This window comes from Serratia sp. CMO1 (genome assembly GCF_015689115.1).
Lineage (GTDB): Bacteria > Pseudomonadota > Gammaproteobacteria > Enterobacterales > Enterobacteriaceae > Serratia > Serratia marcescens.
The window spans coordinates 4,891,516-4,902,254 of sequence record NZ_CP065032.1 but is presented as its reverse complement, the minus strand read 5'-3'; the positions used below and the strand labels follow the sequence as shown (position 1 = coordinate 4,902,254).

General features: G+C 57.0%; 11 protein-coding genes and 1 pseudogene. 10 read left to right on the top strand and 2 right to left on the bottom strand.

The features are described 5' to 3' along the window. Positions 1 to 682: 682 nt before the first annotated feature. The 6 genes from rpmH (at position 683) to IT763_RS23295 (ending at position 5,470) form a co-directional block, all read left to right on the top strand. On the top strand, positions 683 to 823 hold the full coding sequence (rpmH, locus tag IT763_RS23320; RefSeq protein WP_000831330.1) for a 50S ribosomal protein L34: 141 nt from the start codon (positions 683 to 685) through the stop codon (positions 821 to 823). A gap of 17 nt (positions 824 to 840) precedes the next feature. After that, positions 841 to 1,200 carry a ribonuclease P protein component gene (gene rnpA / locus IT763_RS23315; protein ID WP_004933883.1) on the top strand — a complete coding sequence of 120 codons (360 nt, stop codon included), beginning with the start codon at positions 841 to 843 and terminating at the stop codon, positions 1,198 to 1,200. After that, entirely contained in the window at positions 1,164 to 1,421 is a 258-nt protein-coding gene (gene yidD, locus IT763_RS23310) for a membrane protein insertion efficiency factor YidD (RefSeq protein ID WP_004933881.1), read from the top strand. Before rnpA ends, yidD begins: the two co-directional genes overlap by 37 nt. 2 nt (positions 1,422 to 1,423) lie before the next feature. Further along, positions 1,424 to 3,061, top strand: a complete 1,638-nt coding sequence (gene yidC, locus IT763_RS23305; RefSeq protein WP_016929601.1) for a membrane protein insertase YidC — start codon at positions 1,424 to 1,426, stop codon at positions 3,059 to 3,061. A 96-nt stretch (positions 3,062 to 3,157) separates the two neighbouring features. Beyond that, positions 3,158 to 4,522 carry a tRNA uridine-5-carboxymethylaminomethyl(34) synthesis GTPase MnmE gene (gene mnmE / locus IT763_RS23300; protein WP_197759004.1) on the top strand — a complete coding sequence of 455 codons (1,365 nt, stop codon included), beginning with the start codon at positions 3,158 to 3,160 and terminating at the stop codon, positions 4,520 to 4,522. Positions 4,523 to 4,669: 147 nt separating this feature from the next. Continuing rightward, entirely contained in the window at positions 4,670 to 5,470 is an 801-nt protein-coding gene (locus tag IT763_RS23295) for an MBL fold metallo-hydrolase (protein ID WP_016929603.1), read from the top strand. A 10-nt stretch (positions 5,471 to 5,480) separates the two neighbouring features. On the opposite strand, the gene IT763_RS23290 is transcribed toward IT763_RS23295, so the two are convergent. Then, positions 5,481 to 6,602 carry a threonine/serine transporter gene (locus IT763_RS23290; RefSeq protein ID WP_206195047.1) on the bottom strand — a complete coding sequence of 374 codons (1,122 nt, stop codon included), beginning with the start codon at positions 6,600 to 6,602 and terminating at the stop codon, positions 5,481 to 5,483. Between the two features lie 56 nt (positions 6,603 to 6,658). Beyond that, entirely contained in the window at positions 6,659 to 7,552 is an 894-nt protein-coding gene (locus IT763_RS23285; RefSeq protein ID WP_049299623.1) for a hypothetical protein, read from the bottom strand. 193 nt (positions 7,553 to 7,745) lie between these two features. On the opposite strand from IT763_RS23285, the pseudogene IT763_RS23280 reads away from it, so the two are divergent. The 4 genes and pseudogenes from IT763_RS23280 (at position 7,746) to IT763_RS23265 (ending at position 10,705) form a co-directional block, all read left to right on the top strand. Further along, positions 7,746 to 7,847, top strand: a pseudogene (locus IT763_RS23280). 275 nt (positions 7,848 to 8,122) lie between these two features. Further along, on the top strand, positions 8,123 to 8,848 hold the full coding sequence (locus IT763_RS23275) for a 4'-phosphopantetheinyl transferase superfamily protein (RefSeq protein ID WP_033639103.1): 726 nt from the start codon (positions 8,123 to 8,125) through the stop codon (positions 8,846 to 8,848). A 161-nt stretch (positions 8,849 to 9,009) separates the two neighbouring features. Beyond that, on the top strand, positions 9,010 to 9,576 hold the full coding sequence (locus IT763_RS23270; protein ID WP_004933859.1) for an NADPH-dependent FMN reductase: 567 nt from the start codon (positions 9,010 to 9,012) through the stop codon (positions 9,574 to 9,576). A gap of 76 nt (positions 9,577 to 9,652) precedes the next feature. Continuing rightward, positions 9,653 to 10,705, top strand: a complete 1,053-nt coding sequence (locus tag IT763_RS23265) for a hypothetical protein (protein ID WP_016929607.1) — start codon at positions 9,653 to 9,655, stop codon at positions 10,703 to 10,705. Positions 10,706 to 10,739: the final 34 nt, after the last annotated feature.

The window sequence follows — 10,739 nt, the reverse complement described above, 5'->3', positions numbered from 1 at the left end:
GGCGGACTCCACTCGAACAAGATCAATAAAGAAAAGAAACGGGCAACTTTTTTATAACTCATGATTTTTGACACATACCCGGCATCGGCTGTTTGCCTGTGGGGGATGCGAACCGCCTTTCACGGTTTGTGTCCCTCACGATCCCGGCATGAGGGATCGCGATCGGAATGACGGATCATAGCGCAATCCGAGCAAGAGATCCTCCCCTTCCTCACAGATTAGATCCATTTTATCCACCGGCCGCGGCCGGCGGCGATCTTTTCACCGCCAGCGCCGAATGACCGCGCAGATCCCGGCCGCTGCGCCGCGTTTTTTACATTGTCAACCGGTTATACCCTGTTATCCACGCCGGATCCTGCGATCGCGCGCAAAGGATCTCACGGGGATCCTTGCGATTTCACCCCGAGTCCGTATAATCTTCGCCCTACGTGTGATACCTGGTTCCTTATGGTGCGTCATTAGCCAGACAGGATTCTGCGGTGACCACGGGCCAAGACCGGATTTTGTTCCGTTATTGGCAGACAACCAGGTAGGCTGGCGCGATGCGAATTGACTCAGGACTGTACAATTATTACAATCCCGCTTCTTTATGTATTGCGATTGAGGCGTCGGTCATCTTCACGCCGAGTAGCCAAACGCGTTTACTGATCAGTAATTATTTTAAGTTTAGGTAGAAATCGCTATGAAACGCACTTTCCAACCGTCCGTATTGAAGCGCAACCGTAGCCACGGTTTCCGTGCTCGTATGGCCACCAAAAATGGTCGTCAAGTTCTGGCCCGCCGTCGTGCGAAAGGCCGTGCTCGTCTGACTGTTTCTAAGTAATAAAGCTAACCCGCTGAGTGGTTAAGCTCGCTTTTCCCAGGGAGTTACGTTTGTTAACTCCCACTCATTTCACTTTCGTCTTCCAGCAGCCACAACGGGCTGGCACGCCGCAAATCACCATCCTCGGCCGCCTGAACCAGCTGGGGCATCCCCGCATCGGTCTTACCGTCGCCAAAAAACACGTCAAACGCGCGCACGAGCGTAATCGGATCAAACGCCTAACCCGCGAGAGCTTCCGCCTGCGCCAGCACGAATTACCGGCGATGGATTTTGTCGTGGTGGCCAAAAAGGGGATAGCGGATTTGGATAACCGCGCGCTGACGGAAGCTTTGGATAAATTATGGCGTCGCCACTGTCGCCAGGCTCCCGCATCCTGATCGGGCTGGTGCGGGCCTATCAGCTCGTCATCAGCCCGCTGCTAGGGCCTCGTTGTCGCTTCCAGCCGACATGCTCTCATTACGCAATTGAGGCATTAAGCAGGTTTGGCATGATAAAAGGCAGTTGGTTAGCATTGAAACGCGTATTAAAATGCCACCCTTTGAACCCAGGTGGCGATGATCCGGTGCCGCCAAAAACCGACGATAACAGAGAACACTAACGATGGATTCGCAACGCAATCTTCTTCTCATCGCTCTGCTGTTCGTGTCTTTCATGATCTGGCAGGCATGGCAAACGGACAACGCTCCGCAGCCGGCCGCACAGACCACGCAACAGACTTCGAACGCAGTAGCCGGTGATGCCGCCAGCCAGGCCGTGCCAGCCAGTGGTCAGGGTAAGCTGATTACCGTGAACACCGACGTGCTGTCACTGACCATCAACACCCGTGGTGGCGATATCGAGCAGGCTAAACTGTTGGCCTACCCGGATACTCTGGGTTCATCGACTCCGTTCCAACTGCTGGAAACCACCCCGTCGTTCGTCTATCAGGCGCAAAGCGGCCTGACCGGTAAAAACGGCCCGGACAACCCGGCCAACGGCGAACGCCCGCTGTATCAGGCGGCGCAGGACAGCTACACCCTGCCGGAAGGCCAGGACGAGCTGCGCATCCCGCTGACCTACACCGATAAAGACGGCGCGGTCTACACCAAGACCTTCGTGCTTAAACGCAACCACTATGCGGTCGGCGTGGATTACAGCATCGACAACAAAGGCGCGACGCCGCTGGAGCTGACCCTGTTCGGCCAGCTGAAGCAGACCACCGAATTGCCTAAGCACCGTGACACCGGCAGCAGCAACTTTGCGCTGCACACCTTCCGCGGCGCGGCGTACTCGTCCAGCGAGGACAAGTACCAGAAATACGCGTTCGACAAAGATGAAAACCTGAGCGTCACCACCAAAGACGGTTGGGTCGCCATGCTGCAGCAGTACTTCGCCACCGCGTGGGTGCCGGCGACCAAGGGTGACAACACCTTCTACACCGCCAAACCGGGCGACAACCTGTCCACCATCGGCTTCAAATCTACGCCGGTCGTGGTGCAGCCGGGCGCTCAGCAGCAGCTGAACGCGACCCTGTGGGTCGGCCCGGAGCTGCAGGACCAGATGGCCCAGTTGGCGCCGCACCTGGATCTGACCGTGGATTACGGTTGGCTGTGGTTCATCTCCCAGCCGCTGTTCAAACTGCTGAAGTTCATCCACGGCTTTATCGGCAACTGGGGCTTCTCCATCATCATCATCACCTTCATCGTGCGCGGCATCATGTACCCGCTGACCAAGGCGCAGTACACCTCGATGGCGAAAATGCGCATGCTGCAGCCGAAGCTGCAGGCGATGCGCGAGCGCATCGGCGATGACAAACAGCGCATGAGCCAAGAGATGATGGCGCTGTACAAGGCGGAGAAAGTGAACCCGCTCGGCGGCTGCCTGCCGCTGATCATTCAGATGCCGATCTTCCTGGCGCTGTACTACATGCTGATGGGTTCGGTCGAGCTGCGCCACGCGCCGTTCGCCCTGTGGATCCATGACCTGTCGGCGCAAGACCCGTACTACATCCTGCCAATCCTGATGGGCGTGACGATGTTCTTCATTCAGAAGATGTCGCCGACCACCGTGACTGATCCGATGCAGCAGAAAATCATGACCTTCATGCCGGTGATCTTCACAGTATTCTTCCTGTGGTTCCCGTCCGGTCTGGTGCTGTACTACATCGTCAGCAACCTGGTGACCATCCTGCAGCAGCAGCTGATTTACCGTGGTCTGGAAAAACGCGGTCTGCACAGCCGCGACAAGAAAAAAAGCTAAGCGTAGTGTAGGGGTTCGGCGCGCCGACCCTTGCAGTAACACCAAAGGCGGTCATTAGACCGCCTTTTTGCATCTTAATCGTCAGAGAGAACCGTTATGAGCACCACCGATACCATCGTAGCCCAAGCCACCCCGCCGGGACGCGGCGGCGTCGGCATTCTGCGCATTTCCGGAAGCAAGGCCAAAGACGTCGCCCAGGCGTTGCTCGGCAAGCTGCCGAAGCCGCGCTACGCTGACTATCTGCCGTTCCGCGACGCCACGGGCGCCACCCTCGATCAGGGCATCGCGCTGTGGTTCCCGGGGCCGAACTCCTTTACCGGCGAAGACGTGCTGGAGCTGCAGGGCCACGGCGGGCCGGTGATCCTCGATCTGCTGCTCAAGCGCGTGCTGGCGCTGCCCGACGTGCGCATCGCGCGGCCGGGCGAGTTCTCCGAGCGCGCGTTTCTCAACGACAAACTCGATCTGGCGCAGGCCGAAGCGATTGCCGATCTGATCGACGCCAGCTCAGAGCAGGCGGCGCGTTCGGCGATGAACTCGCTCCAGGGCGCGTTCTCCACCCGCATCCACCAGCTCGTGGAAGCGCTCACTCACCTGCGAATCTACGTGGAAGCGGCGATCGACTTCCCGGACGAGGAAATCGACTTCCTGTCCGACGGTAAAATTGAGGCACAGCTCAACGACGTCATGGCGGATCTGGACCGCGTGCGCGGCGAAGCGCGCCAGGGCAGCCTGCTGCGTGAAGGGATGAAGGTGGTGATCGCCGGGCGCCCCAACGCCGGCAAATCGAGCCTGCTCAATGCGTTGGCCGGGCGCGAGGCGGCGATCGTCACCGATATCGCCGGCACCACCCGCGACGTCTTGCGCGAACATATCCATATCGACGGCATGCCGCTGCACATCATCGACACCGCCGGCCTGCGCGACGCCAGCGACGAAGTGGAGCGCATCGGCATCGAACGTGCATGGAACGAAATCGAACAGGCCGACAGGGTGCTGTTTATGGTTGACGGCACCACCACCGCCGCCACCGAGCCGGCGGAGATCTGGCCGGAGTTTATGGCGCGCCTGCCAGACACGTTGCCGATCACCGTGGTGCGCAATAAGGCCGACATCACCGGTGAAACGCTGGGTCTGACGGAAGTGAATAACCACTCACTTATTCGCCTGTCGGCCCGCACCGGCGAAGGCGTCGATGTGCTGCGCGATCATCTTAAACAGAGCATGGGCTTCACCAGCAACATGGAAGGCGGCTTCCTGGCGCGCCGCCGCCACCTGCAGGCGCTGGAACTGGCGGCGCAGCACCTGGTGCAGGGCAAAGAACAGTTAGTGAGCGCTTACGCGGGGGAGCTGTTGGCCGAAGAACTGCGCCAGGCACAGCTGGCCTTGAGTGAAATCACCGGTGAATTCACCTCCGACGACCTGCTGGGCCGCATTTTCTCCAGCTTCTGTATCGGCAAGTAACACCGCCAGACACCTTCACGGCCGGGACAAGCCCTTGTTCCGGCCGTTTTTCTTTTCCGCTCTCGCTCTGCGCGCCGGCTCACAGAGCCGCCGCAGCGTCCCGCGCTATACTGGCCAGTCAGGAATCTCTCTCAGGAACGAGTCAACATGGCATTGACCCTCAGGGTACTGCTGGAAAACCGCCGCGCCGCCGGCGCCAACCCGCTATTGCAGGCCAAGGCCGGGTTAAGCCTGCTGATTGAGGATGATACGACGTCCATACTGTTCGATACCGGCCCCGACGACAGCTTTCTGCGCAATGCGGCGCTGATGGGTGTCGATCTCTCCCGTATCACCGCGACGGTGCTCTCCCACGGCCACTATGACCACTGCGGCGGCGTCGCCTGGCTGCCAGACAACAGCCGTATCATCTGCCACCCGCAGGTCGGCGATGAGCGCTATGCGGCGCTGAAAGTGCTGGGCCACACTCGGAAAATCAAAAAGCTCTCTTTGGATATCGACTACTCGCGCCACCGCATGCAATACAGCCGCGAACCGCTGGCGATCGGCGATCGCTTTATGTGGTCAGGCGAAATCGCGGTGCCCGCACCCCGCGCCTACGGGGTGATCGCCGGGGAGAACGCAGCGGTAGATTACGTTATTGACGAAGGGGTGCTGATTTACAAATCGGATCGCGGTCTGGTGATCGTGACCGGCTGTGGGCACCGCGGGATCGTGAATATCGTGCGCCATTGCCAGCAAATCACCGGGATCGATCGGATCCACGCCTTGATCGGCGGTTTTCATCTACGCTGCGCTTCCCCGCGCACGCTCTGGCGCGTCCGCCGTTTTTTGCGCCAGCATCAGCCGGAAAAGATTATGGGCTGCCACTGTACCGGCGCCTGGGGCCGGCTATGGCTGCCGGAAGGGATCGCGCCGGCCACCGGCGATAGGCTGGTTCTGGATTAAGCGTGCCGCTTTACACCAACAACGTTGCGATTACCGCGATCCCGCAGCCCAGCACGACGACGCCGATCCCCTTTTGCCTGCCGTCGCCCCGTAGCAAAAAATACAGTGATGGGATGAAAAAGACGGTCATCACGATAACGGGTATCGACCAGCCCGAGATGATCTTGATAATGCTCGGGTTGATCGCGCCAATAAACGTACAGACAACGATATTCCCTGCGATGATTCTCTTTTTGCCCGCCACGCCGAAGGACGTAATGCCATCGATCACGCCGGTCAACGTGCCGATATAGGCGCCGCCGGTCAGTAAACACAGCAACAGGGCAGCGCCTAACCACGCCGTGGCGTTGCCGGTCAAACCGGCGGTATAAAACAGTGCATCCACATTGCGGCTGTTAATGATTGAGATGTCATCCAGCGTCAGCAAGCGGCTGATGGCGATAACGATCATGACGATAAACGCCATGATCAGTACCTTGCCAAACAGAATACTGCGCGCCTGCGGTCGTAAGGCGCTTTTCGCAAAGCGTTGGATGCACGGGGTAAAGTTAAATGTAAAAAGAAAAATCGGCAGCAGCAGCCACGTCTGCAATGAAATGTCAGGCGGCGCCTGCACCGCCTGCTGCCCCCCCGCAGGTTGTAACAGGAAAAACACCGCCAGGATCGCCACCAGTACGATAGAAACCAGTGCCATTCTGGAAATCAGGTGCTCGATTCGCTGACTAAACGCCAACCATGCCGCCGACAGCGCGGCACTCAGCAACAGCGAAATGCCGCCCCTGACCCAGAATCCGTTGTGGAAAAAAGACGCGACGACGTTGACCAAGGTGATGAAATTTATCAGCACGATAATAATCATCGACAAAATAAACAGCACACAGACGATTGCCGCTGCCCGCTCGCCGATAAATGTCGATGATGCCGCCAGGAAATCTTTCTCCGGGTGCGAAATGATGAATTTGAAAAAAAGATAGTGCGCCATCATCGATACCGACATGGCGATAACGATAAACAGCATGAACACTTTCATCCCCAGCACGCCCGGCCCTACCGCCTGTGGCAAAAAGAAAATCCCGGCGCCAAATGCCGTGGAGAAGAAAGTGACAGGCCAATACAGGTGTGAGATTTTCATGATGATGCTCGACCATCATGGCTATGCGTGACGCATAGCCAGCTGGCACAAAAATGTCATTCGAAACAGGATTTGCCGAAGAAGACCAGTAAAGAAGGCAAAGCGAAGTTATCGTAAAAAGTCGCGGCCGCACGATAGCCGTTAAGCACGTTGACGCGTGAACACAGCGGAAAAACGCCAATATGCGACGTGTAATTATCAAAGATTTTATTGGGGGAAATGCGATACCGAATAGCCCTGAACGTCGCAGCATTTCCCGCCGCGCAGGTCGGTTTATTTTCCTTGATGATATCGAACGTGTGTTCACCCACCGTCATCTTCACATTTCCGTCTTGGCGCTGAAAATACGCCTCTTTATCCATACGGTTTTTAATGTGGCGTTTAAAGCGATCCGCCATGTTTTTTTCACTGACATAAAATGCATTGATATCAATGCCATGACGTTGATTCGACGCCAGAATGTAGTCGTTTATTTTTTCCGGAATAATGTACGGCGATGTCGCCATCTTCCTGAATTCGTTAGCGCCGTCTATCTCGCTGCCATCGCTTTTTTCCATATAGAAATCATTTATTTCCATCAAGAAGTCAGGCTGAACACTGAGCCGTCTGATGGATTCGGCAATGTAGTCAATGCAGAAGCGCGCAGACTTTTCCACTTCACTGCTGACAGAAAAACGATCGTCCAAATTAACCACGGTATGCCCGCCGGAAATCACCACCTTATCCGTCAAAAAAGACGATGCCAGCGCGATGAGATCTTCAACGTTGTTATTTGAAACCTCATTGTTGATAACCTCAGCGATCCTATTCTGATCGGCTTTGTAGACGATAAAGCGATCTTCACCCTTCCAACCTTTTTTGCAGTTACATTTATATTCTTTAAAAACAACACGTTCAGCTGTCTTATAAAAATCGGCGCTTTGCAGCGGCATTAATTCGAGATCTGGCATACCCTTCTTCCCTATTCGTAGCCAATGACGCCAACTTTTTATAACAATAGCTAATGTAAATTTAGTGACCTGACTCTGATAATTAATAAACACACACAATAAATAGGGTTTTTGTGGGTTTGCTCACATTTTCAAGTTCAGGTTATTTTAACCATTTTAATTATGTGGTTTTATATTTCCAACAAACGAACGCGGAGAGGTGGGCGAGTGGTTTAAGCCAGATTTAAGAAACTAACCGTTTCTTAAATCCACACGAGTCATCGTGTCGTAGGTTCGAATCCTGCTCTCTCCGCCAACTTTTTCTTATCAGGCGATATTTTATGGGTTCATTGGACGCCGTCGATTCGAAAGCGGCTGGCTTCGGAACTGATTAATTTTATGCACGACCCCGTTACGCAACGCGATTTGAGGTCTGAATAACCTTCGCCTTGCATGCCCCCATGCCCTCCTGCACAGCGCAAAAGCCAACAAATCGGATAATCCGCATAGTGTTTTTTGATGATAAATCCTCAACTTAGTCTTAATCTAACACCCCTGCGTTCTTAGCGACCCTCTGTCATGGAGTGAACAATGGCGTGTCATTTTGCCCGATGGACCCCGGCCTCCGCTGTTCTGGATACCCAGAGACTCTCCGACGAAGTGATAGCCGCCACCCGCACCTTTTCCGTTAAGCGCCGCACGCGTTACCTGCAAGGGCGCATTCTGCTCGCCGAAATGATGTTCTACCTGTACGGCCTGCCGACGCTGCCCCCCATCGCCACCACGCCGACCGGCCGCCCCTGCTTCGCCGATCATCAGTTGCCCGATTTTAGCCTCGCCTATGCCAGCAACACCGTGGGCGTGCTGCTTAGCGACGAGGGCAAAGTCGGACTGGATATCGAAGTGATGCGGGCGCGCGGCAGCCGGCAAAGCGCGCTGCAGAACGCGCATCAGACGCCGGCGGAAAGTGCCTGGATCGGCGCGCAGGACGATCGGCTGGAGGCGGAGACTCAGCTGTGGAGCATTCGGCAAAGCGTGCTGAAAATTTCCGGCCTCGGCAACAGCGGCCAATCCACGCTACGTCTGCATCCCTTCTCCGGTCACCTGCGCTCCAGCGCCACGCCGGACGTTCAGGTGATGAGCGACGCCGACGAATATCTGAGCTGGGCCTGCGCCGGCAGCCCCGAGCTGGATCGCCTGCTGTGCTGGCGCTACGAAGAGCGCGGCGGCCTGCACAAAGACGGGGAAATCTCGCCGCGCAGCCCGGCGGCATCCTCACGCTTCGTTAAACTGACGGGCCTGAAGACGCCAGGTTGACGCGGCGCAAAGCGGATAACGCGGTCTTTACCGCACGAGTTACTGGATTAAATTGTAAAGACAGCTAAATGTTGAGCAATCGCCTATTCTCGACCCGCGCTTTAGCCTACTATTCGCCCATGTTGTACGCTGAATCTGCTCATTCGAAAGGGAGAATCACCATGTCAGACCAAGCCTTAAAAATCGTCACTCTACTCGGCAGCCTGCGCAAAGGCTCCTACAACGCCATGGTGGCCCGCGCCCTGCCTGGCCTGGCTCCGCAGGGCGTCACCATTGAAGCGCTGCCCTCCATCCGCGATATCCCGCTGTACGACGCCGACATGCAACAGGGTGAAGGCTTCCCTGCCGCAGTCGAAGCGATAGCAGAGCAGATCCGCCAGGCCGACGGCGTGATCATCGTCACCCCCGAATACAACTATTCCGTGCCCGGCGGGTTGAAAAACGCCATCGATTGGCTGTCTCGCGTACCGAATCAGCCGCTGGCCGGCAAGCCGGTGGCCATTCAAACCAGCTCAATGGGGCCGATCGGCGGCGCGCGCTGCCAATACCATCTGCGTCAGATCCTGGTGTTCCTCGATGCGATGGTAATGAACAAGCCTGAGTTTATGGGCGGCGTGATCCAAAGCAAGGTCGATGAACAGGCCGGTGAACTGAGCGATCAGGGAACGCTGGATTTCCTGACCGGCCAGCTGTCCGCGTTCAGCGATTTTATTCGCCGCGTGGAGTGAAGGTCTCGCGGCGCCCGCGGGGCGCCGCAACAGGACATGACGTCCGTCAATTTATTGAAATTAAAGCCATAGCATCATGTATTTTTTCATTTTAGCGTTATTTTTCGTTTCCATCACCAGTCCCGCTTTCGCCGCAGACATGCGTTATCCCGCCGGTGAAGAACCGCTGGAGCTGCCTGCGCACAGCGCGCTCAACGCCCAGCTGTCGCGATCCGCGCAAAACCAGGAAGATAAAAAACTGGGCGCCATGTCGCTGTACCTGACGCTGATGCGCGAAGACGGCCGCAATGTCTGGGCGCCCTACCAGCTGGCGGTGTCGTCGGCGGAGAAAGGGCAAACCGAGCTGGCGGAGCGCTACCTGCAGCTGAGCGCCGACCGCGGCCTGTGGTACTACTACAACCTGCTGGAGGACGACGCCTTCAACAGCATCCAGCACTCCGCCACCTACCAATCTATCCTGGCCGCCACCAAAGCGCGCTATCTGCAGCACGCTCGCCGCTATGAAGGCAAGGCCAGCTACGCGATACCGGACGGCGAAACGCCACCCGAAGGGTGGCCAACGGTGATCTTCCTGCATACCTACGGCAAAGCCGCCGCCATCAGCCCCGAGGAGCGGCTGCTGTTCGGCGAAATGGGCGTGGCCTACATCGAGCTCAACGGCACGCAGATGCTGTCGGAAAACAGCTTCCGCTGGTCGAATTACAGCGACGAGAGCACCCAAACCGCCATTCAGCGTACGCTGCAACAGCTGGCTCCGCAGCTAAAGCTGGATCCCCGGCGGATTTACCTCAGCGCCCGCGGCCAGGGCGCGTTGCACGCCGCCAACCTGATCGCCAAGTACCCGCAGTTTTATGCCGGCGCGCTCTTGATCGCCCCCAACGGCGAGATCAAGCCGGCCCAGCAGTCGCTGGCGGCGCAAAAGAAAATCGTGATGGCGTATTACGATCGGCAGAATTTCAGCGAACAGGCGCTGGCATTGCACTTCGCCAATCTGTTCGGGGAGGATAATCAGGTGCAAACGCTGCACTTCGCCCAGGGAGAGGATGCCGCCGGCAGTTGGCAGGCGCGCTTCAGGCGGCCGTTGCAGTGGGTGTTGGATCAGGCGCCGGATGCGACGCCGGGCGTCTAGGGTTTCAGGGCCGACGGGCGTCGGCCCTTTGGCT

What these genes read in the sequence shown, in the direction of transcription:
- IT763_RS23265 (WP_016929607.1), top strand. Translation starts at nt 9,653, where the DNA reads ATGTATTTTTTCATTTTAGCGTTATTTTTCGTTTCCATCACCAGTCCC.
- IT763_RS23270 (WP_004933859.1), top strand. Translation starts at nt 9,010, where the DNA reads ATGTCAGACCAAGCCTTAAAAATCGTCACTCTACTCGGCAGCCTGCGC.
- rpmH (WP_000831330.1), top strand. Translation starts at nt 683, where the DNA reads ATGAAACGCACTTTCCAACCGTCCGTATTGAAGCGCAACCGTAGCCAC.
- IT763_RS23285 (WP_049299623.1), bottom strand. Translation starts at nt 7,552, where the DNA reads ATGCCAGATCTCGAATTAATGCCGCTGCAAAGCGCCGATTTTTATAAG.
- IT763_RS23295 (WP_016929603.1), top strand. Translation starts at nt 4,670, where the DNA reads ATGGCATTGACCCTCAGGGTACTGCTGGAAAACCGCCGCGCCGCCGGC.
- IT763_RS23275 (WP_033639103.1), top strand. Translation starts at nt 8,123, where the DNA reads ATGGCGTGTCATTTTGCCCGATGGACCCCGGCCTCCGCTGTTCTGGAT.
- mnmE (WP_197759004.1), top strand. Translation starts at nt 3,158, where the DNA reads ATGAGCACCACCGATACCATCGTAGCCCAAGCCACCCCGCCGGGACGC.
- yidD (WP_004933881.1), top strand. Translation starts at nt 1,164, where the DNA reads ATGGCGTCGCCACTGTCGCCAGGCTCCCGCATCCTGATCGGGCTGGTG.
- IT763_RS23290 (WP_206195047.1), bottom strand. Translation starts at nt 6,602, where the DNA reads ATGAAAATCTCACACCTGTATTGGCCTGTCACTTTCTTCTCCACGGCA.
- yidC (WP_016929601.1), top strand. Translation starts at nt 1,424, where the DNA reads ATGGATTCGCAACGCAATCTTCTTCTCATCGCTCTGCTGTTCGTGTCT.